This window comes from Pseudomonas sp. KH_040 (assembly GCF_057839305.1).
In genome coordinates this window covers 4,020,294-4,045,571 of the sequence record NZ_CM174487.1, presented here as the reverse complement: position 1 = coordinate 4,045,571, position 25,278 = coordinate 4,020,294, and the positions used below count along the sequence as shown (strand labels likewise).

Annotated in this window: 26 protein-coding genes and 1 pseudogene; 13 read left to right on the top strand and 14 right to left on the bottom strand. The window is 60.2% G+C overall.

Going from position 1 to position 25,278, the window contains the following annotated elements; translation table 11 throughout:
• Positions 1 to 2: 2 nt before the first annotated feature.
• Entirely contained in the window at positions 3 to 518 is a 516-nt protein-coding gene (locus AC3IUF_RS17870; protein WP_489278848.1) for an HvfX family Cu-binding RiPP maturation protein, read from the bottom strand.
• A gap of 392 nt (positions 519 to 910) precedes the next feature.
• Between AC3IUF_RS17870 and AC3IUF_RS17865 the strand changes: the two genes are divergently transcribed.
• From AC3IUF_RS17865 to AC3IUF_RS17855, 3 genes are all read left to right on the top strand, one after another.
• A complete protein-coding gene (locus AC3IUF_RS17865) occupies positions 911 to 1,795 on the top strand; it encodes a LysR substrate-binding domain-containing protein (RefSeq protein ID WP_007915644.1) in 885 nt (294 codons plus the stop codon).
• Positions 1,796 to 1,894: 99 nt separating this feature from the next.
• Positions 1,895 to 3,010, top strand: coding sequence for an agmatine deiminase (gene aguA / locus AC3IUF_RS17860; protein WP_489278847.1), 1,116 nt, complete (start codon positions 1,895 to 1,897; stop codon positions 3,008 to 3,010).
• Positions 3,011 to 3,012: 2 nt separating this feature from the next.
• Positions 3,013 to 4,110, top strand: coding sequence for an extracellular solute-binding protein (locus AC3IUF_RS17855; protein ID WP_489278846.1), 1,098 nt, complete (start codon positions 3,013 to 3,015; stop codon positions 4,108 to 4,110).
• 335 nt (positions 4,111 to 4,445) lie between these two features.
• On the opposite strand, the gene AC3IUF_RS17850 is transcribed toward AC3IUF_RS17855, so the two are convergent.
• From AC3IUF_RS17850 to AC3IUF_RS17840, 3 genes are read right to left on the bottom strand one after another with little or no spacing between them, the layout of a single operon-like run.
• The gene (locus tag AC3IUF_RS17850) at positions 4,446 to 5,075 is read right to left on the bottom strand and encodes a DNA-3-methyladenine glycosylase family protein (RefSeq protein WP_489278844.1); all 630 of its coding nucleotides are present in this window, start codon (positions 5,073 to 5,075) and stop codon (positions 4,446 to 4,448) included.
• 1 nt (position 5,076) lies between these two features.
• Complete coding sequence (locus AC3IUF_RS17845) at positions 5,077 to 5,874, bottom strand: isocitrate lyase/PEP mutase family protein (RefSeq protein WP_489278843.1); 798 nt, start codon at positions 5,872 to 5,874, stop codon at positions 5,077 to 5,079.
• A gap of 32 nt (positions 5,875 to 5,906) precedes the next feature.
• Positions 5,907 to 6,989 (bottom strand): bifunctional transcriptional activator/DNA repair enzyme AdaA, encoded by a 1,083-nt coding sequence (locus AC3IUF_RS17840; RefSeq protein WP_489278842.1) that lies wholly within the window; start codon positions 6,987 to 6,989, stop codon positions 5,907 to 5,909.
• A gap of 210 nt (positions 6,990 to 7,199) precedes the next feature.
• Here AC3IUF_RS17840 and AC3IUF_RS17835 point away from each other — a divergent pair, with 210 nt between their 5' ends.
• Positions 7,200 to 7,613 (top strand): VOC family protein, encoded by a 414-nt coding sequence (locus AC3IUF_RS17835; protein WP_122600310.1) that lies wholly within the window; start codon positions 7,200 to 7,202, stop codon positions 7,611 to 7,613.
• Here AC3IUF_RS17835 and AC3IUF_RS17830 read toward each other — a convergent pair.
• Positions 7,610 to 8,230, bottom strand: a complete 621-nt coding sequence (locus AC3IUF_RS17830; protein WP_489278841.1) for a LysE family translocator — start codon at positions 8,228 to 8,230, stop codon at positions 7,610 to 7,612. The genes AC3IUF_RS17835 and AC3IUF_RS17830 overlap by 4 nt on opposite strands.
• Before the next feature lie 275 nt (positions 8,231 to 8,505).
• Between AC3IUF_RS17830 and AC3IUF_RS17825 the strand changes: the two genes are divergently transcribed.
• The 3 genes from AC3IUF_RS17825 (at position 8,506) to AC3IUF_RS17815 (ending at position 12,192) form a co-directional block, all read left to right on the top strand.
• Positions 8,506 to 9,120, top strand: coding sequence for a biliverdin-producing heme oxygenase (locus tag AC3IUF_RS17825; protein ID WP_007915661.1), 615 nt, complete (start codon positions 8,506 to 8,508; stop codon positions 9,118 to 9,120).
• Complete coding sequence (locus AC3IUF_RS17820) at positions 9,117 to 11,354, top strand: ATP-binding protein (protein WP_489278839.1); 2,238 nt, start codon at positions 9,117 to 9,119, stop codon at positions 11,352 to 11,354. The genes AC3IUF_RS17825 and AC3IUF_RS17820 overlap by 4 nt, the downstream gene beginning before the upstream one ends.
• A gap of 250 nt (positions 11,355 to 11,604) precedes the next feature.
• Complete coding sequence (locus AC3IUF_RS17815; protein ID WP_160058442.1) at positions 11,605 to 12,192, top strand: LysE family translocator; 588 nt, start codon at positions 11,605 to 11,607, stop codon at positions 12,190 to 12,192.
• Between the two features lie 120 nt (positions 12,193 to 12,312).
• Here the strand turns inward: AC3IUF_RS17815 and AC3IUF_RS17810 are convergent, their stop codons facing one another.
• The 5 genes from AC3IUF_RS17810 to AC3IUF_RS17790 form a co-directional block, all read right to left on the bottom strand.
• Positions 12,313 to 12,621 (bottom strand): antibiotic biosynthesis monooxygenase family protein, encoded by a 309-nt coding sequence (locus tag AC3IUF_RS17810; protein WP_489278837.1) that lies wholly within the window; start codon positions 12,619 to 12,621, stop codon positions 12,313 to 12,315.
• 22 nt (positions 12,622 to 12,643) lie between these two features.
• Positions 12,644 to 13,627 (bottom strand): zinc-dependent alcohol dehydrogenase family protein, encoded by a 984-nt coding sequence (locus tag AC3IUF_RS17805; protein ID WP_489278836.1) that lies wholly within the window; start codon positions 13,625 to 13,627, stop codon positions 12,644 to 12,646.
• 61 nt (positions 13,628 to 13,688) lie between these two features.
• Positions 13,689 to 13,991, bottom strand: coding sequence for an ArsR/SmtB family transcription factor (locus AC3IUF_RS17800; protein WP_007910618.1), 303 nt, complete (start codon positions 13,989 to 13,991; stop codon positions 13,689 to 13,691).
• A 185-nt stretch (positions 13,992 to 14,176) separates the two neighbouring features.
• A complete protein-coding gene (locus AC3IUF_RS17795; RefSeq protein ID WP_489278834.1) occupies positions 14,177 to 15,010 on the bottom strand; it encodes an AraC family ligand binding domain-containing protein in 834 nt (277 codons plus the stop codon).
• A 35-nt stretch (positions 15,011 to 15,045) separates the two neighbouring features.
• On the bottom strand, positions 15,046 to 15,549 hold the full coding sequence (locus AC3IUF_RS17790) for a VOC family protein (protein WP_489278833.1): 504 nt from the start codon (positions 15,547 to 15,549) through the stop codon (positions 15,046 to 15,048).
• A 131-nt stretch (positions 15,550 to 15,680) separates the two neighbouring features.
• Here AC3IUF_RS17790 and AC3IUF_RS17785 point away from each other — a divergent pair.
• A pseudogene (locus AC3IUF_RS17785) lies at positions 15,681 to 15,872 on the top strand (hypothetical protein); the annotation flags it as partial.
• Positions 15,873 to 16,084: 212 nt separating this feature from the next.
• Here AC3IUF_RS17785 and AC3IUF_RS17780 read toward each other — a convergent pair.
• The 3 genes from AC3IUF_RS17780 to AC3IUF_RS17770 form a co-directional block, all read right to left on the bottom strand.
• Positions 16,085 to 16,753 carry a class I SAM-dependent methyltransferase gene (locus AC3IUF_RS17780; RefSeq protein ID WP_489278832.1) on the bottom strand — a complete coding sequence of 223 codons (669 nt, stop codon included), beginning with the start codon at positions 16,751 to 16,753 and terminating at the stop codon, positions 16,085 to 16,087.
• A 131-nt stretch (positions 16,754 to 16,884) separates the two neighbouring features.
• Positions 16,885 to 17,796 (bottom strand): carboxymuconolactone decarboxylase family protein, encoded by a 912-nt coding sequence (locus AC3IUF_RS17775; protein ID WP_489278831.1) that lies wholly within the window; start codon positions 17,794 to 17,796, stop codon positions 16,885 to 16,887.
• A gap of 157 nt (positions 17,797 to 17,953) precedes the next feature.
• Complete coding sequence (locus tag AC3IUF_RS17770) at positions 17,954 to 18,319, bottom strand: DUF6124 family protein (RefSeq protein WP_095113557.1); 366 nt, start codon at positions 18,317 to 18,319, stop codon at positions 17,954 to 17,956.
• A gap of 538 nt (positions 18,320 to 18,857) precedes the next feature.
• Here AC3IUF_RS17770 and AC3IUF_RS17765 point away from each other — a divergent pair.
• Together AC3IUF_RS17765 and AC3IUF_RS17760 are read left to right on the top strand one after the other, a co-directional pair.
• A protein-coding gene (locus tag AC3IUF_RS17765; RefSeq protein WP_489278830.1) for an IS3 family transposase occupies positions 18,858 to 20,020 on the top strand; the annotation gives its coding sequence in 2 pieces (ribosomal slippage) (positions 18,858 to 19,113 and positions 19,113 to 20,020; 1,164 coding nt in all).
• A 165-nt stretch (positions 20,021 to 20,185) separates the two neighbouring features.
• Entirely contained in the window at positions 20,186 to 20,578 is a 393-nt protein-coding gene (locus tag AC3IUF_RS17760) for a GFA family protein (RefSeq protein ID WP_489278829.1), read from the top strand.
• Between the two features lie 350 nt (positions 20,579 to 20,928).
• On the opposite strand, the gene AC3IUF_RS17755 is transcribed toward AC3IUF_RS17760, so the two are convergent.
• The gene (locus AC3IUF_RS17755) at positions 20,929 to 21,759 is read right to left on the bottom strand and encodes an alpha/beta fold hydrolase (RefSeq protein ID WP_095047914.1); all 831 of its coding nucleotides are present in this window, start codon (positions 21,757 to 21,759) and stop codon (positions 20,929 to 20,931) included.
• Positions 21,760 to 22,025: 266 nt separating this feature from the next.
• Here AC3IUF_RS17755 and AC3IUF_RS17750 point away from each other — a divergent pair, with 266 nt between their 5' ends.
• From AC3IUF_RS17750 to AC3IUF_RS17740, 3 genes are read left to right on the top strand one after another with little or no spacing between them, the layout of a single operon-like run.
• The gene (locus AC3IUF_RS17750) at positions 22,026 to 22,481 is read left to right on the top strand and encodes a (2Fe-2S)-binding protein (protein WP_003224136.1); all 456 of its coding nucleotides are present in this window, start codon (positions 22,026 to 22,028) and stop codon (positions 22,479 to 22,481) included.
• 22 nt (positions 22,482 to 22,503) lie between these two features.
• A complete protein-coding gene (locus AC3IUF_RS17745; RefSeq protein WP_489278827.1) occupies positions 22,504 to 24,666 on the top strand; it encodes a xanthine dehydrogenase family protein molybdopterin-binding subunit in 2,163 nt (720 codons plus the stop codon).
• Position 24,667: 1 nt separating this feature from the next.
• Entirely contained in the window at positions 24,668 to 25,246 is a 579-nt protein-coding gene (locus tag AC3IUF_RS17740; protein WP_123376734.1) for a hypothetical protein, read from the top strand.
• Positions 25,247 to 25,278 lie beyond the last annotated feature (32 nt).

Below are 25,278 nucleotides of genomic sequence, written 5' to 3'. Positions count from 1 at the left end.
CCTCAGCGGGTGCTCCGGTTCCAGAACACCCGCGCCAGCCATGCATCGACACTCAACTTGCCAGCGCCAGCGAACACCAGCGGCAGCAGCGCCGCCAGGTAAATCGCCGGCAGCTTGAAGTTGCCGAAGCCTTTGTTAGTGATCGCATACCCCTGCGCCAGCTCGCTCAGTGACGACCAGTCAGCCGGCCAGTGCACGGCGGCGGTGGCGACAACAGTGACCACGATCAGCGAGATCGCCGAGATCCGCGTGCCGAAGCCCACCAGAATCGCCAGTGCGCAGATCAGTTCAGCCCACATCGACAATTCCCAGTTGAGCGTTGCCGGCAGGTGATCGAACGGGAAGGGGAATCTGTCCTGGATGTCTTCGAACCAGTTCTGCCCGTTGAATTTCTCCAGTCCGGACTCGAAGAATTCCCAGGCGATGAACAGGCGCAGGGTCAGTGGGGCGATCCACGTGCCGGCGCGGTCGAGGTTCAGGTGCAGGGATTTGACCGCAGTTGAAAGAGTGGTGGTCATGAGGCGTCTCCGGTGAATTGAGTGAAATCGACCGGGTCATTTCAGCGTTGGGGTGTATCGGTGATGTGTCGGCAGGATGGGGAATTGTGCGTTGGGTGTGTCTGCGGCTTCCGGGTATACAGTGCGATACAGGCAAAAGCCCCTCACCCTAACCCTCCCGAAACGTCGGACCGCCCAGAGGGAGAGGGGACTGACCGAGTTGTCTTGCGTCATCCATCGACCTGGGAAATCCGGTCGATTATGGATTCACCCAAGCACGTTCAGGTCGGCGTACATCCTCAATATCCCCCGATCGGCCCCCTCTCCCTCCGGGAGAGGGCTGGGGTGAGGGTAACGGGCTGGACTCATATCGACGAGCCAGTCAGCATGACCAAAAAAACGGACCACCCCCCATGCGACGACTCCCCTCACTGGCCGCCCTGCGCACCTTCGAATGCGCCGCCCGCCACGCGCATTTCGGTCGGGCAGCCGCCGAACTGTGCGTCACCGACAGCGCCGTCAGCCATCAGATCCGCCAGCTCGAAGAACAACTCGGCGTCTCACTGTTCATCCGCGAAGGCCGACAAATCCGCCCGACCATCGCCGCCGGGCGGCTGATGCAAAGCCTGCAACAAGCCTTCGAACTGATCGGCGATGCCTGCGATGAATTGCGCGATCCGTCGTCGCTGGCCGTGCTCAGACTGGCCGTCACCGCCGAACTCGCGCAAAAGTGGCTGATGAGTCGCCTCACTGATTTCTACGCGCGTTATCCGCACATCACCTTGCACCTCTACGAACAACCGATCGACGCCACGGCGCCCGGCGAAGACATCGACCTGGCGATCACCTATGGCACCGGCCCGGTGGACAGCAGCGCCTACTTCGTTCGGCCACTGCCAGCCTTGCAGTTCTTCCCGGTGTGCAGCCCCGGCCTGTTCAACCAGGGCAGCTTGAAAACCCCGAAGGATCTGGCCCGTCACTGCCTGCTGCACGACGATCAGGACGGCAAGACCTGGACCGCGTGGCTGACCAGCCACGCCGGTGATCTACGTCCGCAGCGTCAGTTGTATTTCGCCCACGCTGGTTTGGCGTTGGAAGCGGCGGCGCAAGGGCAGGGCGTGGCCATGGGCGATAACCTCACCGCGCAGGAGGATTTACAGAGTGGTCGCCTCGTGCGGCCCTTCGCATCCAGCATGACTGCCCTTGGCCAATACGCGTTGGTCTGCGAGCGGCTGCGACTGGAGCGTCCGGCGGTGGCGCAGATGCTCGAATGGTTCAACGATCAACTGGCCGATTGATGAGTTGAATTCAACTGTTCCGCAATAATCATCGTTGGCGGGCGTACTGTGTGCGCCCTTAGCCTGTGGTCATTCCCATCGCGAAGACGAGGTTTGACCATGGCACGTTTGCTCGACTCCACCCCCAAACAGGACGGCTTCCGTCTGCCCGGCGAATTCGAAGCCAAGTCCGGCTGCTGGCTCGGCTGGCCGGAGCGCACCGACGTCTGGCGCAACGGCGCCAAGCCTGCGCAGAAAGTCTGGGTGCAGATCGTTACCGCCATTTCCCACAGTGAACCGGTCACCGTCTGCGCCTCCGCCGCGCAGTTCGCCACGGCCCGCCGGCAGTTGCCGCCACAAGTGCGCGTGGTCGAGATGACCTGCAACGACACCTGGTTCCGCGACAGTGGCCCGTGCTTTGTGGTCAACGATCACAGCGGTGAAGTGCGCGGCGTCGACTTCGAGTTCAACGCCTATGGTGGCCTCGACGGCGGTCTCTATTATCCGTGGGACAAGGATGATCAGATCGCCAGCAAGATCCTCGAGATCGAGCGCTTCGACCGCTACCGAGCGCCGCTGATTGCCGAGCTGGGCGGCATCCAGAGTGACGGCGAGGGCAGCATCCTCACCACCGAACAATGCCTGCTCAACCGCAATCGCAACCAGCATCTGGGCAAGGACGAAGTCACCCGACGCCTGACTGATTACCTCGGTGCCGAGCAAGTGATCTGGCTGCCACGCGGCTGCAAGTTCGACGAAACCGATGGCCATGTCGATGACCTCGCCTGCTTTGTGCGTCCCGGTGAAGTGGTGTTGCAATGGACCGACAACCGCGACGATCCGCAGTGGGAAATTTATCAAGAAGCCTACGACATCCTGCGCGGCACCCGCGACAGCCGTGGCCGCGAGTTGATCGTGCACAAGCTGCCGCAACCGGACGTGCTCGAGTGGACCGCCGAAGAAGCCGACGGCCTCGACCAGCAGGACAGCACCCACACTCGTCAGGCCGGCACGAAAATCTGCGCGTCGTACATCAACTACTACGCCGGCAACAGCTCGATCGTTGTGCCGCTGTTTGGTGATCGTAACGACAAGGTTGCCATGGCGACGCTGGCCGAACTGTTCCCGCAGCACAAGATTGTCGGCATCGAGAACTCCCGGGAAATCCTTCTCGGCGGCGGCAACGTCGCGTGCATCACCATGCCGCAATACGCCGGCCTGAAAAAAGGAGCCTGACCATGCGCCTGCACAAACTGACTCAAGCCTTGATGCTGGTGCTCGCCCCCTTGTGTGTGCAGGCTGCCGACACCGCCAAACCGGTAGTAAATCTGTACATCTGGGGCGAGTACCTGGCGCCGGATACCCTGAAGAATTTCGAGGCGCAGACTGGCATTCATGTGGTCGCCGATCACTTTGATTCGCTGGAAACCGTCGAGACCAAATTGCTCACCGGGCGCAGCGGCTACGATCTGGTGTTGACCGCCGGACAGCACCTGTCGCGGGCCATCGAGAGCGGCGCGATCCAGCCGTTGGACAAGGCCCGGGTGCCGCACTTCGCCGGGGTCGGTGAAGAGTTTCGCCAGCACATGGCGGTGTTCGATCCGGGCAATCGCTATGCCGGGATTTACGCCTGGGGCACCACTGGCTTCGGCTATCAGGAGGAGGCGATAAAACAGCGGTTACCCGATGCACCGACGGACAGTTGGGCGATGTTGTTCGATCCGGCGGTGGTTTCGAAATTCGCCGATTGCGGTGTGAGTCTGCTCAACGATCCCAACGAAGTATTCGCCGCTGTCATGAAGTACATGGGGCTGGACATCAACCGACAGAGCCTCGATGACTTGAAACTCGCCGAGCAGCAACTGGCGAAGATCCGGCCGTACATTCGCTACTTCGACAATGACCTGAATATCAGCGATCTGGCCAACGGCAATACTTGCGTGGCGATGTCGTGGAACGGCAACGTCGCGATCGCGGCGGGGCAGGCGGAGGCGGCGAAGAAGCCGTTCACATTGAGTTACCGGATTCCGAAAGAGGGCACGTTGATCTGGTTCGATGCCATGGTCGTGCCCAAGGACGCGCCGCATCCCCAGGCCGGGTTGGCGCTCATGGATTATCTGATGACGCCGGAAGTGATTGCGCCGATCACCGACACCATTCACTACGCCAATGCGATCACGGCGGCGGATGGTTTGGTGGACGCGTCGATTCGTAATGATCCGGGGACGTATCCGTCCGCGCAGGTCAGGGCTTCGCTGTACAGCAAGAATGACAATGGCAAGGCGTTCAATCGGGCTTTGATCCGGGCGTTCAGCCGGTTGAAATCCGGGCTTTGAAAAGCGGGCCCTCACCCCAGCCCTCTCCCTTCGGGAGAGGGGGCCGAGCGAGGTGTCTTGCGTTATACATCGACCTGAAAGACCGAGGCGATTATGGATTTAAGCCTTGGCGGTCATGGATTCACAGGCGCTATTTCAGGTCGACGTAAAATCTCCAATATCCTCCAATCAGTCCCCTCTACCTTTGGGCGGTCCGACGTTTCGGGCGGGTTAGGGTGAGGGCAGTCGATTATGGAATTGAGAAGTCTTGGCGATCATGGATTCACAGGCGCTATTTCAGGTCGACGTAAATCGCCAATCTCCCCCAATCAGTCCCCTCTCCCTCTGGGAGAGGGCTAGGGTGAGGGCAGCGGTTTAGGCACCCGCCACAAATACCACGCCGCCACCGTCCGAAAAGGACTCCAGGCTAACCCGATCTCAACCATCTGCCTGCGCGTCGGCTGCACCTCCAACCCCTTCAAACGCCGATACCCCTCACGCACACCAAAGTCATCCGCCGGCAGAATATCCATGCGTTCCAGGCTGTAAATCAGCAACATCTCCACCGTCCAGCGACCCACCCCGCGCAAACTGACCAAACGTTCGATCAGCACCTCATCGTCCATCGCCAGCGCCGTGGCGTAATCCGGCACCACGCCATCCAGCGTCGCCTGGGCAATCCCTTGGATCGTCGCAATCTTGCCCGCGGAAAACCCGCAACTGCGCATGCGCTCAAAATCCGTCGCAAGGATTTGCTCCGGCCGCGGAAACGACTGCCCAGGAAACAACCCCACCAGCCGCCCGACAATCGCATCGCCGGCCTTGGCATGCAGTTGCTGATAAGCAATCGCCCGCACCAGCGACTCGTAGGGATCACGCGCCGGATGCGGTTGATGCCGGCACGGGCCGACCGCTGCGATATGGCGTTGCCAGTCCGCATCGAGCGCGGCCAGAAACTCGCTGGCCGCTTGATAGGCATCAGGCATGTTATTTCAGCAAGCCGTTGACTTCGCCGTAGGTGAAAGCCTTGAGATCATGGGTATCGAGTTTGCCGCTGGCCAGAAAGCTTTTCACCAGCCCGCCCATGGCGCCATAGAGGAATTCGGCGATGCCGGAACCCGCGCTCAAGCGGCGCACACCCAGCGCTTGCAGTTCTTGCGGCGAAGGCAGGCAAGCGAAACCCAGGACATTGACCGGCAGCGTCGTGCCTTTGCAGATGGCCTCGATTTCATAGGCCGAGGTGACGCCCGCCGCGAACAAACCATCCGCGCCGGCCGCTTGATACAGCGCCGCGCGGTGCAGGGTTTCGGCGACGCGATCCTCGGCGGGCACAAGGCTTTTCAGATAGACATCGGTGCGTGCATTGATGAACAGCTGCACCTCGCGCTTGTTGGCCACCTGTCGCGCCACTTCGATCTTGCGCGCGAGCAGCTCGGGATCGGCAGAACCGTCCTCGATATTGATGCCCACGGTCTCCGCTGCGATCACCGCATCCAGCACTTCGGCGACGCGCCCGAGGTCATCGGAATAGCCGGCCTCGACATCCACGGTCAAGGGAATGCTGATCACCCGGGCGATGGATTCCACCGTCGACACCAGACGTTCAAGGGGCAGGGTGTTGCCGTCCGGGTAACCGTGAGCCCAGGCCACTGCCGCACTGCTGGTGGCCACGGCTTTACCGCCCAGGTGCTCGACCAGTCGCGCACCGGTGGCGTCGGCGACATTGGTCAGAATCAACAGACCTTGCTGGTGCAACTGGTGAAACTGCGTAGCGAGCGCGTTCATCAAAAATCCTTCTTGTCAGTTGATTCGGTGGGTCAGAATGCCAGTTGTTGGGTGAGTTGCACGGCGGCGTTTTCCAGCCGCAGCAGAAACGCCTTGCGCGGTTGTCCACCACCATAGCCGGTGAGCGAGCCATCCGCGCCGATCACCCGATGGCAGGGCACCACAATCGACAACCGATTGTGCCCATTGGCCAGGCCGACCGCGCGACTGGCGCCGGGTTTGCCCAAACCGGCGGCGATGGCGCCGTAGGTGCTGGTGTGGCCGTAAGGTATCTGCAGCAGCGCCGACCAGACCTGCCGGGCGAACTCGCTGCCGGGCAGGTGCAGTGGCACGGTAAAGGTCGTCAGTTGACCGGCGAAATACTGCGCCAGTTGCTGCTCGATCTGTTGCAGATGTGGGTTGTGCCCCGGCGCGACCGCATAGCCGTAGCGGTGTTGCAGTTCTTCGACTTCGCGGGTCAGCGCCGGGCGATCAAGAAACTCCAGCAGTACCAGGCCACGCTGCTCGGCCATGGCAATCATCGGCCCCAGCGGGGTGGTCAGTCGGGTGAACAGCAGCGGCTCGCTGTGTTCGGCGCGACCGGGGGTGATGTGGAACGACTTCTGGAAAGCATCACGAAAACCGCTGAGCGATTCATAACCGGAATCAAACGCGGCGTGATCAATCGAGGTGCCTTGCTTGATCCCGCCCAGCGCCATGCCCAAGCGGCGCGTTCGCAGCCACGCATGGAAGGTCATGCCGAAGTGCTGCTTGAACCAACGGCGCAGCTTTAGCGGCTCGATGCCTTCAGCGAGCAATTGTGCGTCGCTCCAGCGCAGCTCTGGATCGGCCTCCACGGCGGTGAGCAGGCGCTGCACCCAGTCCGGCGCGATGGCCGCCGCGTCCAGCGGTTTACAACGCAGGCAGGCGCGATAGCCCGCCGACAGACAGTCATCAGCCTGGGCGAAGAACTCGACGTTCTCCGGTTTCGGCTTGCGCGCCGTGCAACTGGGGCGGCAGAAGATTCCGGTGGTTTTCACGGCCGTAAAGAACACGCCTTCATAGGCAGTGTCGCGTTCGAGCATGGCGCGAACCATTTCGGCGTGGGGCGGCAGGACAGCGGTTTGTATGTTCATGGCTCGAGAGTAAAACCAGATTCTCGATGGCTCCACCGAAAAATCGACAGTGAATTTTCAAATCCCCTGAACTACCGTGTAGGAGCTGCCACAGGCTGCGATCTTGATCGTTCCCACGCTCTGCGTGGGAATGCAGCCTGGGACGCTCCGCGTCCCAAAATCCCAGATCGCCGCTATCGGCAGCTCCTACCGTTTGTTGAGGTGTGCCCGATGCATCCGTTTTCCATCCAACACATTGATCACATCGTCCTGCGCGTCGCCGATCTTGCGCGCAGCATCGACTTCTACGGCCAGGTGTTCGGCGCCGAAGTGGTCAAACGCAACGAACCGCTGGGCCTGATCCACCTGCGCGCCGGCACTTCGATGATCGACCTCGTCGACCTGCAAGGCGAACTCGGCCGCAAGGGCGGCGGGGCGGCCGGGGCCGAGCGACGTAACGTCGATCACTTTTGCCTGCGCATTGAGCCATTCGACGAAGCAGCGCTGATTGCACATCTGCAAACCTTCGGCCTCACCGCCGCGAAAGCCGAGTCACGCTTCGGCGCCGAAGGCAAAGGGCTGTCGCTGTACTGCTTCGACCCGGACGGCAATCAGGTCGAGCTCAAAGGCCCGTCCGAGGCTTAAGCGCGTTTGGCCATCAACAGCGCCGAAGCCGCCGCCGACAGCAAACCCGCGCAGCAACGATTGAACATTCGTTTGCCGCGCGGCTCGGCGAACCAGCGGCGCATGTGCAGGCCCATCCACGCGTAGGCGCTGATGGCGATCCACTCCAGCAGCAGAAACAGCACGCCCAGCACTGCAAACTGCGCCGGCACCGGGCGTGCCGGGTCGACGAACTGCGGCAGAAACGCGGTAAATAACAGGATCGCCTTCGGATTGCCCGCCGCCACCAGAAACTCCTGCCGCGCCAACGCAAAGAAGCCAACGGTCGCGCCCGTCACCTGCTGCTCGGCCTCAGGATTGGCCCGCCATAACTGCCAGGCCAAGTACAGCAAATACGCCGCGCCAATGATCTTGATCGCATGGAACAACCATTCTGAAGTTTGCAACACCACCGACAGACCGGCACCGGCCAGCGCGATCATCCCGGCGAACGCCAGAATCCGCCCGATACCCGCCGTGCAGGCGCGGCGAAAGCCATAACGCGTGGCGTTGCTGATCGATAGCAGATTGTTCGGCCCGGGGGCCATGTTCAGGGCGAAACAGGCCGGAAGAAACAGGATGAGCGTGGCGAGATCCATGGCGGCACTCCAGTAACGAGAACGATATTTTTATCACAGCCTCCGGGCGCCCAGACCCATACAGTCACGCGGTGCTGTCGCGGTACAGCGCCCGGCGCCGTTGGGCAACGCGGTCGAACTTTTTGCAGATGCCTTCACTCTGAATGACTCAGAGGGTGATGGTTTCGGCAGAAATAACTATCCGGCCGGTCAGAAACCGCGATAGCCGTGTAAAATTTCGCCGACGTTGCACTCACCCCGTTTGGCCCCAGGCGGCCCCACCAAGAGCGATCTACATGCAAGCAAAGGCCCGTGAAGTTTATGTGCCACCGGTGCTGCAAGATCTGCGAGCCGGCACTGCCGAGCTGCACATCGCGCTGGAAAAACGCCTTCCCTTTTTCTCCGATACCCTCGATACCCAGGCCTTTGTCCGGCTGGTGCAGGCCTATTACGGCTTCTATTTACCGCTGGAAAACGCACTGCAGCAAAGCGATGCAATCCCCACCGATTTTGATCTGGCGCCCCGCCTCAAAACGCCAACCCTGCGCGCCGACCTGCTAGCTCTGGGCGTATCCGCCGCAGCGCTGCAAAGCCTGCCGCACTGCCAGCAGTTGCCGATCATCGACTCAAGCGCTGCCTGCCTGGGCGTGCTCTACGTCCTCGAGGGCGCGACGCTCGGCGGGCAGATTCTGCGCCGCGAAATCTCTTCACGGTTAGGCCTGGAAGCCAACAACGGCGCGGCCTTTCTCGATATCTACGGCGCCGCCACGGGCCGGCGCTGGCGCGATTTCATCGAATATCTGGGCAATCAGCCGATGAGCGCCGATGAGCGCGCCGCCGTCGTCACAGCGGCACAAACCACATTCAGTTGTTTCGAGCGCTGGCTCGAAAGCCGGGAGGTACTGGCATGAACCCGCAAGACAAAGAAGCCTTTGAAGAACTGCTGGCCAACTGTGCCGATGAGCCGATCCGTTTTCCCGGCGCGATCCAGCCCCACGGTTTGTTGCTGACCCTGAGCGAGCCTGAGTTGGTGATCATTCAGGTCAGCGCCAATGTCGAAACGTTGCTGGCCCGAGAGCCGCAAAGCCTGATCGGCCAGCCGCTGGAAAGCCTGATCGGCGACGCCGAAGCGGCAAAAGTGCGCGAGGCCTTGCTGCAACCGTCGCTGTCCGACTTGCAGCCACTGCGCTTCAGGCTCAACGGCACCGCGTTCGAGGGTTTGTTGCATCGTCATCAGGGCGTATTGATCCTGGAGCTGGAAATCCACGTCGAAAACTTCCAGCCGCGCAACGTCGCCGGCAACCAGACTCATCTGGGGCGCATGCTTCAGCGTCTGCAAGCGGCGACCACGTTGCAGGCGCTGTACGACATCAGCGTCAAGGAAATCCAGGCCATGACCGGTTACGACCGGGTGTTGATCTATCGTTTCGAGGAGGAGGGCCACGGTCAGGTCATCGCCGAAGCCTCCGACCCGTCGATGGAAGTGTTCAATGGCCTGTTTTTCCCGGCCTCGGACATTCCCGAGCAGGCGCGCGAGCTGTATCGCACCAATTGGCTGCGGATCATCCCCAATGCCGATTACCAACCGGTGCCGCTGCTGCCCAAGCTGCGCCCGGACACGAACACGCCGCTGGATCTGAGTTTCGCCACCCTGCGCAGCGTGTCGCCGATCCACTGTCAGTACATGAAGAACATGGGCGTGTTGTCGTCGATGAGCATTTCCCTGCTCAAGGGTGACAAGCTCTGGGGCCTGATCAGTTGCGGCAATCGTCAGCCACTGCACGTGCCGCACGAATTGCGCGCGGCGTGTCAGACCATCGGCCAGGTGCTGTCGCTGCAGATCAGTGCCATGGAAGCGCTGGAGATCAGCCGTCAGCGCGAAGAAAAAGTCGAAGCGTTGGCGCTGCTCAATCAAGCGATGATCGATTCGCCGCAGAATGTCTTCGACGGTCTGGCCAATCAGCCGCAGACCCTGATGGCGCTGACCAATGCCGGCGGTATTGCAATCATCGAAGACAAACAACTGCACCGCTACGGCAACTGCCCGGAGCCGGAAGACATTCGCGCCTTGCACAAGTGGCTGCAGGACAGCGGCGAGTCGGTGTTTGCCAGTCATCATCTGACCAGCGTCTACCCGCCGGCCGCGCAGTATCAGCAGGTGGCCAGCGGCGTGCTCGCCATGAGCCTGCCAAAACCGGTGGACAACGGCGTGTTCTGGTTCCGCCCAGAGGTCAAGGAAAACATCAATTGGAGCGGCGATCCGCGCAAGCCGCTGGACCTGGAAAACTCCGATGCCGGCCTGCGCTTGCGCCCGCGCACCTCGTTTGAAATCTGGAAAGTCGAGATGGCCGGGATATCCACCAAGTGGAGCCACGGTGACCTGTTCGCTGCCAATGACCTGCGCCGTTCGGCACTGGAAAACGATCTGGCCCGGCAGGTGCGCCGCGAGCAGGAAGCGGTGCGCGCCCGCGATGAGCTGGTGGCGGTGGTCTCCCACGATCTGCGCAACCCGATGACCGTGATTTCGATGCTCTGCGGCATGATGCAAAAGGCCTTCAGCTCCGACGGCCCGCACACTTCGCGGCGCATCTCGACGGCCATCGACACCATGCAGCAGGCTGCCGGACGCATGAACACGCTGCTGGAGGACTTGCTCGACACCTCGAAAATCGACGCCGGGCGCTACTCCATCACCCCACAAAAGCTAGATGTCGCGCAGATGTTCGAAGAGGCGCAGGCGCTGCTTGCACCGTTGGCACTGGACAAGGACATCAGCATTTCCTTCGCGGCCGATCCTGATCTGCGCATTCATGCTGACCCGGAGCGGCTGTTCCAGGTGCTGTCCAATCTGGTCGGCAACGCGATCAAATTCACTCCGCGACTGGGCAGGGTGGGCGTGCATGCGACGTCGGTCGGCGATGACATTGTCTTCACCGTGCGCGATAGCGGCGAGGGCATTCCCAAGGAGCACCTGCCGCACGTGTTCGATCGTTACTGGACGGTGAAAGAGGGCAATCCGACCGGCACCGGCCTGGGTTTGTACATCACCCAAGGCATCGTCGAAGCCCACGGCGGGCGGATTTTCGCAGAGAGCGAACCGGGGCAGGGCAGTGAATTCCGCTTCACCGTGCCGCGTCTGGACTGAGCGTAGATTTTAATGTGGGAGCGAGCCTGCTCGCGAAAGCGGTGGGTCATGTGATCGTTCACACGCTCCGCGTGGGAATACCTCAACGGACGCTCTGCGTTCGGCTCTGAAGGGGACGCGGAGCGTCCCAGGCTACATTCCCACGCAGAGCGTGGGAACGATCAGGATCACAGGGGCATTTTCTTCAATACCGGGGATCGGGTGCTGGTTAGGGTGAGCACCTTGTTCCTCGATTTGAAGCAGGTGTGCGATGAGTCTGATTGTTTCCATGGCGGCGTTTGCGTTGGCGGCGTCGATCACGCCGGGGCCGGTGAATATTGTGGCGTTGAGTTCCGGGGCGCAGTTCGGTTTTCGCGCCAGTCAGCGGCATGTTGCCGGGGCCACGTTGGGGTTTGTGTTGCTGCTGGTGCTGATGGGGCTGGGCCTGCACGAGGTGCTGAAACTCTGGCCGTTCATGACCCGGGTGGTGCAACTGGCCGGCGTGGCGTTTCTGCTGTTCATGGCGTGGAAACTGGCCGTGGATGACGGGCAATTGAATGCCGGTGATTCCGGACGGGCGCCGTCGATGCTGTACGGCGCGGTGATGCAATGGCTCAACCCGAAAGCCTGGCTGGCCTGCGTCGCGGGCATGGGCGCGTTTGTCGCCGATGGCGAGGCGCGGCTGGTGTGGCAGTTTGCGGCGGTGTATCTGGTGATCTGTTATCTGTCGGTCGGCTGCTGGGCGTATGCCGGGACGTTTTTGCGTGGGTACTTGAGCAATGCAACGGGGATGCGCTGGTTCAATCGGAGCATGGCGGGGTTGTTGGCGCTGAGTGCTATCTACCTGCTGCTACCGTAAACCCTGTAGGAGTGTGCCTGCTCGCGATAGCGATGTATCAGTCAATATAGATGTCGACTGATACGCCGCTATCGCGAGCAGGCTCACTCCTACAATGGATCGCGGGTAGCCGAGAGATTATTAGCCGAACGGCTGCTGAAAGGCGCCGCCCTCAATGTGATACACCTTCGGCTCTTCGGAAAAATATTCCTCCAGACCCAGCATGAACAGCCGATGGTCCTCACTCGCTTCAAACCCCGGCGTGTGATCCTCAAGGGATTGCCAGCGCACAATCAAATTGAACACCTCAGGCGTTTCAATTCCCTGCGCAAGCAAGTGCCCGCCGTAACCCTTGGCGCGCCTGAGCAGTGGCTCGACCCCGGCAAATGCCTGCCGGAAGGCTTCGCTGTTCCCTATGTGAACGGGCAGTAAAGCGATCTCATAAATCATGGTGTTCTCCTCGGGACTGAGTTCAGCGATTGGCGAGTTCGGGCGACGGCACGACAGCAATCGCAATTTTCCCTTGAACGCCGTTGTTGGGCGTTTCCAGCCGGGCATGGGCGAGGCCGATGTCGGCCAGTGGATAGACCGCGCCGACGTGCGGGCGCAACTGACCGTTGGCGATCAATGCGCTCAACTCGTCGAGTTTGCCGCGATTCTGTCGGGTGAAAACGAAGTGATAACTGGCGTTCTTGCCCCAGGCCTGAATCAGGTTTTGCGGTTGGGCAAGGTCTACGATCGATACCACGCGGCCCAGTTGTGCGAGGGCGTCGGGGCTGCGCGCCAGGGTGTTGCCGCCGATCGTGTCGAAGACGACATCGACGCCACGACCCTCGGTTTCGCGCAGGATCGCGGCGACATAATCTTCCTTTTCGTAATCGATCAGCACATCGGCGCCCATACGCTGGGCGAACTCGAAATTGCCTTCACGCACAGTGGTGAAGACCTTCGCGCCGATGGCTTTGGCCAGCTGAATCGCGACATGACCAACGCCGCCCGCGCCGCCGTGGATCAGAATGCTCTCGCCGACTCTGAGCGCCGCCCGCACGACCAGCGCTTCCCACGCCGTGCCGCCAACCAGACTCAGGCTCGCCGCTTCAAGATGGCTCAGTGTGGGCGGCTTCTTGCCGACAATGTTTTCGGCCGCGACGTGGTATTCGGCATAACTGCCTGGACCGTCGAAAATCTGCGGGGTGTACCAGACTTCGTCACCCGGCATGAACGCTGTCACCCCCGGGCCGACCGCTTCGATAACGCCAGAGACGTCGTGCCCGGTGATGGCTGGCAGGGGCACCAGATCGGCATAGTCGCCACGGCGCACCTGATAATCCAGCGGATTGATGGAGGTGGCGTGCACCCGGACCAGCACTTCTCCCGCGTGTGGCACTGGTTTGGGCACTTCACAAAGTTCGAACGATTGTGCGCCGCCAAATGAAGTAAGGATCATCGCTTTCATTGCATTTCCTCGTTTCGGTAAAAAGGGATATCGGGAATTATCGATATCTTGGGGCAAAAAATTACAGCTCGCTGCCGATGATCTCGGCCAGCGCACTGATCGCTGCTTCGTTACGTTTGTAATAGGTCCACTGCCCAATGCGCCTGACCTCGACCAGGCCTGCGCGTTGCAGCGTCGCCAGGTAATCGGACACCGTCGACTGCGACAGCCCGACGCCTTCCTGAATACTGCTGACGCAAACGCCCACCGTGTGCACGTCACCTTCATCCTGGGGAGGAAAGTGCTTCTCGGGATCCTTCAGGCCTTTGAGGATTTCCAGGCGTGTGCGGTTCGAGAGGGCTTTGAAGATTTCGAGTAGGTCCATGCCGCGAAGATATCGGAATTTACCGATATGTCAATATCTGAATGTGTTGGCAGCGATTGATCGTTCCCATGCTCCGCGTGGGAATGCCTCATCGGACGCTCTGCGTCCGGCTCTGGAAGGGACGCGGAGCGTCCCGGGCTACGTTCCCCACGCAGAGCGCGGGAACGATCAATCGGGGCAAACCATCAGCCGCGATATTGGCCGGGCGTTGCCGCCAAATGCTGCTTGAACGCTCGCTGAAAATGCGCCTGATCGGCAAACCCGGCTTCCAGCGCCACATCCGCGATCAACTGCCCGCTGCGCAAACGCTCGCGGGCGAACTGGATGCGCTGGTTGACCACAAAGGCGTGGGGCGTCATGCCGTAATGCTGTTTGAAGGCACGGATCAGGTACGAAGGCGACAGTTGTGCCGCCGTGCAGATGTCGTCGAGGTTCAGCAGCTCGGTACAGTGTTCGCGGATGAAATCGGCCGCGCGTTCCAGCTTGAAATTGGGTTCGCGCAGCGAGGGGCCGGCGGGATTCAACCGCAGTTGCAGGTCGCTGAAAAACTCCACCGCAGCGCTTTGTTTGCGCAGTACGTCCTGCTGTTCGTCGACCAATGTTTCATAAAATCCATTCAGGTCGTTGAACAGCGCGGTGTCGTCGAGATGAGTAGTGGAGAAACGCCGAAACTCAAGATCACTGGCGAACCCCAACTGATGCTGCAAATCCGTCAGCCATGGCGTCTCGACATACAGCATCACATACGACCAGGGCTGATCATCGATCGGACTGCACGCATGCACATCGCCGGGATTCATCAGCACCACGGTGCCTGCCGCGACTTCGAACTGCGCCTGCTCATGCACATAGGTGCTGCGACCGGCGGTGATCGCGCCAATGGAAAAGTGCGCGTGGGAATGGCGCGCATAGCAGACCTCGCGGCCATCGGCGATGGCCCGCGCTTCAATGAACGGCAGCGCCGCGTCACGCCAGAAACGCGGGGCTTTTTCAGGGTTTTTGGCGGCAGCGTGTTTCATCGTTGTTATTCCCGGCAGGCCAGCGCGCCAGTGTATTAGCTCTGGCCGGCAAAGGCCCGTTCGAGTTCGGCAATGTCGAGTTTTTTCATCGTGAACATCGCCTGCATCGCTCGCTGCGATTTGCTGGTGTCGGCATCCAGCATCATGTGCATAAAGGCCACCGGCACGATCTGCCACGACACGCCGAACTTGTCCTTGAGCCAGCCGCATTGCTGGGCTTCGACGGGGCCACCCTTGGACAGGTTGCCCCAGAAATGGTCGACTTCTTCCTGATTCTGGCAGTTGACCTGAAACGAAATGGCCTCGCTGAATTTGAACATCGGCCCACCGTTGAGCCCGGTGAAGGTCTGGCCATCGAGCTCAAAACTGACGGTCATCACCGCACCTTCCGGCTTGCCGTGAAATTCCTGACCGACCTTGCTGTAGTGGGTCAAGCCGGTGATTTTCGAATGATCGAAGATCGAGCAATAGAACTTCGCAGCGGCTTCGGCCTGATCGTCGAACCACAGGCAGGGCGTGAGTTTCTGAAAGCGTTGCATGGCAGTCATCCTCGGCAGGTTAGACACGCTGGATTAACAGCGTAGTCAGTCCTTGGTCGATTTCCGGTGCCGTAGATCGACAAGTTAGCGGGCGTCAGATCGTAGTCATAACGACTAGAGATTGAGTCAAATTGACCGGCATCTACGGCGCTTATCTCTACAACGGCCAGATGCCGATTGCGCTGCTGGTGGCGATGCACGCCCTGACCATCCTCGGCCCAACCCTGATCAAGATCGGCTACGTCATGCGCCTGCTGGCGCAGCACCGCATCCGTGGTCCCGAAACCACTTTGGGAGCTGGCTTGCCAGCGATTGCGGTCTGATATTCAACATTGATGTCGCCTGAAATACCGTCATCGCGAGCAGGCTCACTCCCACAGGTTTGTATGGTGGTCGCAAATTCCTGGCACACCCAAACCACTGTGGGAGCTGGCTTGCCAGCGATGAGGCCAGCACCTTCAACATCAATGTTGACTGACCCGACGCCATCGCTGGCAAGCCAGCTCCCACAATGATTGATGGTGTTTCTGAAATCTCAGCGGCGCTCGGCAACCATCAGCAACGACTGCGGCACTGGACTTTGCGGATGCTGTGGCTCCTGCAAACCGGCCAATTGGAACCCGGCCATGTCCAGCGCATTCAGCCAACTCGACAACGTGCGGAAATACCACGGCATCGGCTGCCACTGACCTTTGAATCCCGCGAACGATTCTTCGCGCCAGCCATCCTGATAATCGCCTGCCGCGACAGACCATGGATGCAGTGTCTGAATGACCACAACACCTGTGGGAACAAGCAAGGCATTCATCGCGGCAAGCAGCGGAATTATGTCTTGATGCAGTAGCGAGAAATTCAAGCACACCAGGTTGTAGTCACGACCGATATCGACCTTGCCATCGACCAGCGCTTCGTAACTCGCAACATGCACCCGCGCCGCCCCCGCCAGACGCGCCGCCTCGATCAGCCGCGCATCGCCATCCACACCGACAGCTTCAATCCCGCGATCCGCCAGCGCCCGCAACAACCAGCCTTCGCCGCAACCCAGATCAAGTACGCGCTGCGGTTGGCGGCCCATAATCGCCAGCACAATCGCCTGATCGGTAACCTGCTGACGGCTTTCAATGGCGCCGCTGCGGATCGCTTCGATCCAGGCATCAGCGTTGGCATGCCAGCTCTGCAAAAGGCTGGATTCGGGGGAGGGCATGGCGGTGTCCCGACTTTTGAAAAACCACAGTATGGACGCTGATCGCGGGCAAGGGCTTGTAGATCAGCGGATTCACCACAACCCCGAACGCCGATTTTCTTTAAGACATCGATATCAGGTCCATTTTCAGGTCATTTTTTCGAAGCCGCCAAAACCTCCTTGAGCGCTGCATTCGCACGTTCGGCAGTCTGCGCATCCTCGTGTTTTTTCAACTGCTTAGTGACCTCGCCCAACTGTGCCGCGCTGAGCCCGACGCGCAAGCTTGCCGCCATATGCGCGCGCAGTTGCGGTTCCACGCCCGGCGTCGCTGCCAGCGCTCCGACAGTGGCCAGTTCACGGCTTTGCCAGTCGAGGTTGTCGCGCTCGAAGATGTCGCCGAACAGGTGGGTTTGCAGGAACCGGTTGATGACTGGGGCAAACTCGAACACCGGGCCTTTGACCGGAGCGCCCGAGATTTTCGTTTGATTCGCGGTGCCGGCGGCCAGCAGTTCATCCCCGACTGGAATCGCCTGGCTCGGCTCACGCCCCGGCGCATCTTCGATGCCGCGTTGTTTGCGCGCCTGCACCACGGTCATGAGCTCATTCAAGGCATTGAGGCTGCGCGGGAAGCCGACGTAGGCGTAGAGCTGCACGAGAATTTCCCGGGTTTCGCTGATCGTCAGGCCAGCGTCCAGTCCTTGGTTGAGGGCCGCGTTGAGGTTGGGCATGTCGCTGGTCGCCATGAACGCAGCAATCAGTGGAATCGTCTGTTGTTTGCTCGAAAGGGCTTGTCCGGTGGTTTGCGCGGTGGTCATGGATTTCGGTGCCTCGGCTGCTTGGGTGGTAAGGCTGAACATCGCGCCAACGCTCAGGCAGAGCGCCATGAGTGCGGGGAGGGCAGCGCTGCTGCGTGTGTCCGTGGCCATCGTGAAAGGCTCCGTCCACTGTGGTTCTGCGATTCTCTGGGTATCCGTGGTCGGGCCATAACCACGGCTCAGGCCCATGCAGCCAAAGCCGAGGGCGGATACTTCGAGTGAACGGATGCCGAGTGTGCGCTTGTGCATGTCGATCTCCCATTGGGCGTGGGGGAAAGACTAAGCGAGGTGACTGGTGGGGACTAGACGGATAAATCGGGATGGCTTGATGAGTTCTGCTCATCAATCTGCGGGAGGCGGCAAAGCGAAAGTGAGGGTGTGACCCCTCACTCAGTCCGTCTGTTGACTACTGCGGGATGCGCAGCTTGTCCAGCAGTCGGTTGACCAACAGCTCGTTCAGCATGATCACCTGTTGCAGCGCCAGCAGCGGTTTGCGCTCCGGGCCGCCTATCGAGTTGGCGATGTTACCGGCCATGGAGTGGGCGTAGGAAAGCGACTCACAGGCTTCGACCAACAGGGTTTCTTCATCCAGCGTGGGGTCGACCAGATAGACCGGGCGAAACTTGGGTGAGCTTGGCGGAGCCCCTAGTGCTTCGGGCCGGAGGTAGTAGTCGAGGGCGCGGTCGGTTGCCTCTTTGACCTTTTGCGGGTCAAGCGCGGGGTCGTGAGGGATTGGATCGGTGGGCGGTGGATTTGGCGTGATCTTGAACATAGATAAAGCTCCAATTTGAAAAAATGGGAGCCATCACCCTCGCTACCAAACGGCGGGTGGCGGCCATGCGCGGGTTGGTAGACCGGTCAAATTGGGTAACCCGGCGCTCACGGATGAGCCCCACGCATGCCCACCATTCAAAGCCATACCTCAAAAAAAGGAGACAGCATCGACGGTGTCGCAACAACGACAATTTAAAGCGGGCTACCAAACCCGATCACTGTTTTGCAGTGACAGGCCAACGATATAGCCCGGCCCATAGCCGTGTAAGCCGGCGGATTCTGGCGTACGCGTAGGTAACGACGCAAGGTGTTGTAGGGGGGATGGCGTAACGGTTTGTGTGTTTTAAACGCGATCACGGCTTAGTGTTTATTGATGAAAATACTGGATGGCGGGGGCTTTGTGTTTTGCGGTGTGTCAGTGCGATTCCCCCCTCACCCCAGCCCTCTCCCCCAAAGGGGGCGAGGGGGAAAGTGTAGTGGTCTAATGAAACCGGACACCCATTTAGGCGAGAATGCTCGCCAGATAGAGGTGTCTGATGACCAAACAACGTCGTTCTTTTTCCGCTGAATTCAAACGCGAGGCCGCAGGCCTCGTGCTCGATCAAGGCTATAGCCATATCGAAGCCAGCCGCTCGCTTGGTGTGGTTGAGTCCGCGTTGCGCCGCTGGGTTAATCAGCTTCAGCAGGAGCGCACTGGCGTTACTCCGCAGAGTAAAGCGCTGACGCCAGAGCAACAGAAAATCCAGGAATTGGAAGCTCGAATCGCTCGACTTGAGCGGGAGAAATCCATTTTAAAAAAGGCTACCGCGCTCTTGATGTCGGAAGAGCACGAGCGCACGCGCTGATTGATCAACTGAGCCCCCAAGAGCCGGTTGATTGGCTTTGCGCAGTCTTTGATGTCACTCGTTCGTGTTACTACGCCCACCGTCTCAGGCGCCGAACTCCAGACGTTGAGCGGCTTCGGTTGCGCAGCCGGGTTAACGAACTGTTTACGCAAAGTCGAAGCGCCGCCGGTAGCCGCAGCATCGTGTCGATGATGCAGGAAGACGGCGAGCAAATTGGGCGGTTCAAGGTGCGAGGCCTGATGCGGGAACTGGAGTTGGTCAGTAAACAACCTGGATCACATGCCTACAAACAAGCGACGGTTGAGCGGCCCGACATTCCGAACATATTGAATCGAGAGTTTGATGTGCCGGCGCCGAATCAGGTTTGGTGTGGCGACATCACCTACATCTGGGCTCAAGGGAAATGGCATTACCTAGCTGTGGTTATGGATCTTTACGCGCGCCGAGTGGTGGGCTGGGCGCTGTCGAACAAGCCGGATGCGGATCTGGTCATCAAGGCGTTGGACATGGCTTACGAGCAGCGTGGCAAGCCTCAAGGGCTTTTGTTTCACTCGGATCAGGGCTCGCAATATGGCAGTCGCCAGTTTCGCCAACGGCTTTGGCGTTACCGCATGCGCCAAAGCATGAGCCGTCGTGGAAACTGTTGGGATAACGCGCCGATGGAGCGTGTGTTTCGCAGCCTGAAAACTGAATGGATACCGACCGTGGGCTACATGACAGCTCAAGAAGCGCACCGCGACATCAGTCATTACCTGATGCATCGGTACAACTGGATTAGACCGCACCAATTCAACAACGGACTGGCCCCAGCTCAGGCCGAGAAAAAACTTAACGTCGTGTCCGGGATTAGTTGACCACTACAAAGGGAGCAGATCTCCAGGCCTTTCAAAACCTGAGTTCGACTCGGTATCTCAAGTCGGTGCAACTTGCACATTCAGCGCGGTCAGTTCCCTCTACCTCTGGGAGAGGGTTAGGGTGAGGGCTGTCGGTAATATAAAAATCTGAAGAGGAGGTGTGACATGAATCGATTGACTGGCGGCTGCCTATGCGGCGATGTCCGTTTCGAAGTGACAGGTCAGCCCTACCGTGTCGGCATCTGCCACTGCCTCGATTGCCGCAAACGTCACGGCACGCTCTTTCACACCTCGGCCATATTTCCCGAGGATGCGTTGAAAGTCACCGGCGAAACCCGCGACTTCAACGGGCGCTTTTTCTGCCCGCGCTGCGGCTCTCCGGTGTTCGCGCGTTCCGAAGATGAAGTAGAGGTAAACGTCGGATCACTTGATGAGCCTAATCAGTTCAAACCCACCTACGAACTCTGGACGATTCGCCGCGACGCGTGGCTGCCGGCGCTTCCACTGGCTCACCACTACGAACGTGATCGCGAAAGCACGGGGCGTACCGAAGAATAGTTGCAACCCTCAGCCGACCTTTGTGGGATCACAGCTAGCCTGCTAGCGAATGCGCTAGTTCAGCCAACACCTTCTTTGGCAGACCCGTCGCCATCGCCAGCAGGCTGGCTTCTACAAGGGATTGGTGTGGATCAAAGAATTGCGGGTTGGCACAAAACACTGTGGGAGCTGGCTTGCCAGCGATAGCGGTAGGTCAGGCAACAACGATGTTGAAGGTGCCGCCGCCTTCGCTGGCAAGCCAGCTCCCACAGGAATTGAGGTGGGTTGAGGATTTTTGGTGTGACAAATAGCTAATAGGGGAGCCAGCAGGCTGGCTGCCACAGAGATAAGTGTCAGGCACCGGTCCATTTTCAGCCGCGAATAAAGGCTAAAAGATCCGCGTTAATCGTTTCGGCCTCCGTCGTCGGCATCCCGTGCGGGAACCCCGGATACGACTTCAGCGTGCCATTGGGCAGCAACTTGGCCGACAACGGCCCCGAGTCCGCATACGGCACAATCTGATCATCCTCGCCATGCATCACCAGCACCGGCACGGTGACTTTCTTCAAGTCCTCGGTGAAATCCGTCTGCGAGAACGCGACGATCCCGTCGTAATGCGCCTTCGCTCCGCCGATCATGCCCTGACGCCACCAGTTGGCAATAATCCCTTCCGATGGCGTGGCTCCCGGCCGGTTGTAGCCATAAAACGGCCCGGTCGGAATATCCCGATAAAACTGCGCGCGATTCGCCGCCAGTTGCGCCTGAAAGTCATCGAACACCGATTTCGGCAGCCCACCGGGGTTGCTCTCGGTCTGCACCATCAACGGTGGCACCGCACTGATCAGCACACCTTTGGCGACGTTGGCCTGGCCATGCCGGGCGATGTAATGAATCACCTCACCGCCACCGGTCGAGTGACCGACATGCACCACGTTCTTCAGGCCCAGATGATTAACCACGGCCAGCGTATCGTCGGCGTAATGATCCATATCGTGCCCGTCCCAGACCTGGCTCGAACGCCCATGCCCACGGCGATCATGGGCAACCACCCGAAAGCCCTTGCCGAGGAAAAACAGCATCTGCGCATCCCAATCGTCGGAACTGAGCGGCCAGCCGTGGTGAAAGTGGATCACTGGCGCGTCTTTCGGGCCCCAGTCCTTGTAGAAAATCTCGACGCCGTCTTTGCTGGTGACAAATCCCATGTTCGCAACTCCAGACCAATCTGATGGATAACCCGCGCGTTAATCGCGGACCGGTTTCGCTCATGACGAGTTTTCTACTGTGCAGGCTCGGTGAGAGCCGTTATCAACTGTAGGATTAAAGTCGACATCTGCATGACCGGTGGTCGCAACGTCTGGCTTCGTACGCAAATTAGGCTTTGCTGAAAGGGATAAGCCGAGGCGCGCGTAGGCATCGATGGCCACAGCGGCGCCCCTTCAGAACACCGTGAGTCTGAGGAATTTCCCCGATGCTGACCTTGAATATCAATGGCAAGGATCAGGAGCTCGATGTCCCCGCGGACATGCCGTTGCTCTGGGTCCTGCGCGATGTCGCGCACCTGACCGGTACCAAATTCGGCTGTGGCATGGCCCAGTGCGGGGCCTGCACCGTGCACGTTGACGGCGCGCCGTTGCGCGCCTGCATCACCCCCGCGACGGCCGTGGCCCATGGACAAAAAATTCTTACCATCGAAGGCCTGTCCACCGACGGCTCGCACCCGGTGCAGCAAGCCTGGGCCGAACTCGACGTGGTGCAGTGCGGTTACTGCCAGTCGGGGCAGATCATGTCTGCGGCGGCACTGCTGGCGAAAATCCCCAAACCCACCGACAGCGATATCGATCAGGCGCTCTCCGGCAATATTTGCCGCTGCGGCACCTATCCCCGGATTCGCGCAGCGGTTAAGCGTGCGTCGGAAATCGGCTGATTCAATCTGTGGGAGATAGACGATGAACAGTCCTGTATCGCGTCGGGGTTTTCTCAAGGGCAGTGCCGTGTTGGGCGGCGGGTTGGTGGTGGCGTTTGTCGTCCCCGGCGGCCACAAATTTGCCTATGCGGCGGAGAATGAAGGCAAGGTTTTCGCGCCGAATGCGTTCCTGCGCATTGCCGCTGACAACAGCGTCACCGTTTTACTGGGCCATTCGGAGATGGGCCAGGGCATCTGGACCGGCCTGACCATGTTGATTGCCGAAGAACTGGACGCGGACTGGTCGAAGATCCGCGTCGAGCATTCGCCCGCGTCGGCAGCGGATTACGGCATGCCCGCGTTTGGCGGCATGCAGATTACCGGCGGCTCGACGTCGACGTGGATGGAGTTCGACCGCTATCGGCTGGCGGGCGCGACGGCGCGGCAAATGCTGGTAGAGGCGGCGGCGAAGCGCTTTGACGTGGCACCGTCGGCGATTCGTACCGAATCGGGCGTGGTCATCGCTGGTGACAAGCGCGCGACTTACGGCGAGCTGGCAGATGCCGCCGGACAACTGCCGGTGCCGGATCCGAAGTCGATCACTTTCAAGGAAGCCAAGGACTGGAAAATTATCGGCAAACCGACCAAACGCCTCGATACCCCGGAGAAAATCACCGGTCGCGCCAAGTTCGGCATGGATGTGCAGTTTGAAGGCCTGATGACGGCGATGGTTGCGCGCCCACCGGTATTTGGTGCCAGCGTTAAATCCTTCGAAGGTGCTGAAGCGCTGGCGGTGCCGGGCGTGCACAAAGTGGTGCAGGTGCCGAGCGGGGTCGCGGTGATTGCTGATCATTACTGGGCGGCGAAACTGGGCCGTGATGCGCTGAAAGTCGATTGGGAATTGGGGCCGAATGCGGACCTGAGCAGCGAGAAACTGCTGGCGAGCTTCCGTAAATTGGCCACGACACAAGGCACGTCGGCGAGTCAGGCCGGGGATGCCAAGGGCAGTTTTGGCAAAGCGGCGAAGAAGATCGATGTCGAATACAGCGTGCCGTATCTGGCTCACGCGCCGATGGAACCGCTCAACTGCACGGTGAAGATCAGCGCTGAAAAATGCGAAATCTGGACCGGCACGCAGTTTCAGACGCTCGATCAAATGGTCGCCGGCAAGATCACCGGGCTGAAACCGGAGCAGGTCGAGATCCACACCGAATTCCTGGGCGGCGGTTTCGGGCGCCGGGCCAACCCGACTTCAGACTTTGTCGCCGAAGCCGTGCAAGTGGCTAAAGCCGCGGCCATGCCGGTGAAAACCGTCTGGTCGCGGGAAGACGATATTCGTGGCGGTTACTACCGTTCGATGTTCCTGCATCAGGCGCGGATCGGGCTCGGTGCCGATGGCCTGCCGTCGAGCTGGCAGCATGTATTGGTCGGGCAGTCGATCATGGCCGGCACGATGCTGGAAAAAACCATGGTCAAGAACGGCGTTGATGCAACGTCGGTCGAAGGCGTTTCCGACAGCCCTTATGTCAAAGGCCTGGCCAACCACCAGGTCGATCTGCATTCACCGCAAACCGGGATCAATGTGCTGTGGCTGCGCTCGGTAGGTCACAGCCACACGGCGTTTGTCATGGAATCGCTGATCGATGAGATGGCCACGGCGGCAGGCAAAGATCCGGTGGAATACCGACGAACCTTGCTCAAGGAGCATCCTCGGCATTTGGGCGTGCTCAATCTGGCGGTGGAGAAAGCCAACTGGAAAGCACCGTTGCCGGACGGCCATGCGCTGGGCGTGGCGGTGCACGAGTCGTTCGGCAGCTACGTGGCGCAGGTCGCCGAGGTGTCGCAGGACAATCTGGCGATTCGCGTGCATCGCGTGGTCTGCGCGGTGGACTGCGGGATCGCGGTGAATCCACAGAGCATCGCGGCGCAGATGGAGTCGTGCATCACTTTCGGTCTGGGCATGGCACTGCACAGCAAGCTGACGCTCAAGGACGGCGCGGTGGTGCAGTCCAACTATCACGATTATCAGGTGCTGCGGCTCAACGAGATGCCGGTGGTGGAAGTGCACATCGTGCCCAGCAGCGACAAACCCGGCGGCATCGGCGAGGCCGGTGTGCCGCCGACCGCGCCGGCGGTGGCCAACGCGGTGTTCGCCCTGACCGGGCAGCGCCTGCGCGAGTTGCCGCTGCAACTGTCGGGGGTGTGAGATGAAACGACATCTAGTGTTGGGCACGGTGGTTTTACTGGGGCTGGGCGGTTATGCCTCGGACCTGTTCGCCGATGATCAGGAAGCGCTGAAAGCGTTCGGCACGGTGCAGAAAGTTTTCCAGAGCCCGCGTTGCCAGAACTGCCACATTCCCGGGGATTCGCCGCTGCAGTTCGACGCCGGCATCCCCCACGCGATGAACGTGGTACGCGGCATGGACGGCAAGGGCGCCGCCGGTCTGCCGTGCGCAACCTGTCACGCAGAAAACAATCCGCCGGCCAGTTACGGCCCGCATGCACCGCCGGGTGCGCCGCACTGGAGCCTGCCGCCGGCGGCGCACAAAATGGCCTGGATCGGCCTGCCGCCGGACAAGCTCTGCGCGATGATCAAAGATCGTTCGAGCAATGGTGATCGCGACTTTGCCGCGCTGATCAAACACGTCAGCGAAGACAAACTGGTGCTGTGGGGCTGGAACCCCGGGGCCGGGCGTGCACCGGTGCCAGTGCCGCACGATATTTTTGTCGCGCAATTCAAGCTGTGGGCCGAGGCGGGCGGGCCATGCCCGGTGGCGCAAATGTGAGCCATTGCCAAATTAGCGCTACGCTTGAAAGC

Excerpts from the sequence above, each read along its gene's own strand:
- AC3IUF_RS17870 (WP_489278848.1), bottom strand. The coding sequence starts at position 518 with ATGACCACCACTCTTTCAACTGCGGTCAAATCCCTGCACCTGAACCTC.
- AC3IUF_RS17865 (WP_007915644.1), top strand. The coding sequence starts at position 911 with ATGCGACGACTCCCCTCACTGGCCGCCCTGCGCACCTTCGAATGCGCC.
- aguA (WP_489278847.1), top strand. The coding sequence starts at position 1,895 with ATGGCACGTTTGCTCGACTCCACCCCCAAACAGGACGGCTTCCGTCTG.
- AC3IUF_RS17855 (WP_489278846.1), top strand. The coding sequence starts at position 3,013 with ATGCGCCTGCACAAACTGACTCAAGCCTTGATGCTGGTGCTCGCCCCC.
- AC3IUF_RS17850 (WP_489278844.1), bottom strand. The coding sequence starts at position 5,075 with ATGCCTGATGCCTATCAAGCGGCCAGCGAGTTTCTGGCCGCGCTCGAT.
- AC3IUF_RS17845 (WP_489278843.1), bottom strand. The coding sequence starts at position 5,874 with ATGAACGCGCTCGCTACGCAGTTTCACCAGTTGCACCAGCAAGGTCTG.
- AC3IUF_RS17840 (WP_489278842.1), bottom strand. The coding sequence starts at position 6,989 with ATGAACATACAAACCGCTGTCCTGCCGCCCCACGCCGAAATGGTTCGC.
- AC3IUF_RS17835 (WP_122600310.1), top strand. The coding sequence starts at position 7,200 with ATGCATCCGTTTTCCATCCAACACATTGATCACATCGTCCTGCGCGTC.
- AC3IUF_RS17830 (WP_489278841.1), bottom strand. The coding sequence starts at position 8,230 with ATGGATCTCGCCACGCTCATCCTGTTTCTTCCGGCCTGTTTCGCCCTG.
- AC3IUF_RS17825 (WP_007915661.1), top strand. The coding sequence starts at position 8,506 with ATGCAAGCAAAGGCCCGTGAAGTTTATGTGCCACCGGTGCTGCAAGAT.
- AC3IUF_RS17820 (WP_489278839.1), top strand. The coding sequence starts at position 9,117 with ATGAACCCGCAAGACAAAGAAGCCTTTGAAGAACTGCTGGCCAACTGT.
- AC3IUF_RS17815 (WP_160058442.1), top strand. The coding sequence starts at position 11,605 with ATGAGTCTGATTGTTTCCATGGCGGCGTTTGCGTTGGCGGCGTCGATC.
- AC3IUF_RS17810 (WP_489278837.1), bottom strand. The coding sequence starts at position 12,621 with ATGATTTATGAGATCGCTTTACTGCCCGTTCACATAGGGAACAGCGAA.
- AC3IUF_RS17805 (WP_489278836.1), bottom strand. The coding sequence starts at position 13,627 with ATGAAAGCGATGATCCTTACTTCATTTGGCGGCGCACAATCGTTCGAA.
- AC3IUF_RS17800 (WP_007910618.1), bottom strand. The coding sequence starts at position 13,991 with ATGGACCTACTCGAAATCTTCAAAGCCCTCTCGAACCGCACACGCCTG.
- AC3IUF_RS17795 (WP_489278834.1), bottom strand. The coding sequence starts at position 15,010 with ATGAAACACGCTGCCGCCAAAAACCCTGAAAAAGCCCCGCGTTTCTGG.
- AC3IUF_RS17790 (WP_489278833.1), bottom strand. The coding sequence starts at position 15,549 with ATGCAACGCTTTCAGAAACTCACGCCCTGCCTGTGGTTCGACGATCAG.
- AC3IUF_RS17780 (WP_489278832.1), bottom strand. The coding sequence starts at position 16,753 with ATGCCCTCCCCCGAATCCAGCCTTTTGCAGAGCTGGCATGCCAACGCT.
- AC3IUF_RS17775 (WP_489278831.1), bottom strand. The coding sequence starts at position 17,796 with ATGCACAAGCGCACACTCGGCATCCGTTCACTCGAAGTATCCGCCCTC.
- AC3IUF_RS17770 (WP_095113557.1), bottom strand. The coding sequence starts at position 18,319 with ATGTTCAAGATCACGCCAAATCCACCGCCCACCGATCCAATCCCTCAC.
- AC3IUF_RS17760 (WP_489278829.1), top strand. The coding sequence starts at position 20,186 with ATGAATCGATTGACTGGCGGCTGCCTATGCGGCGATGTCCGTTTCGAA.
- AC3IUF_RS17755 (WP_095047914.1), bottom strand. The coding sequence starts at position 21,759 with ATGGGATTTGTCACCAGCAAAGACGGCGTCGAGATTTTCTACAAGGAC.
- AC3IUF_RS17750 (WP_003224136.1), top strand. The coding sequence starts at position 22,026 with ATGCTGACCTTGAATATCAATGGCAAGGATCAGGAGCTCGATGTCCCC.
- AC3IUF_RS17745 (WP_489278827.1), top strand. The coding sequence starts at position 22,504 with ATGAACAGTCCTGTATCGCGTCGGGGTTTTCTCAAGGGCAGTGCCGTG.
- AC3IUF_RS17740 (WP_123376734.1), top strand. The coding sequence starts at position 24,668 with ATGAAACGACATCTAGTGTTGGGCACGGTGGTTTTACTGGGGCTGGGC.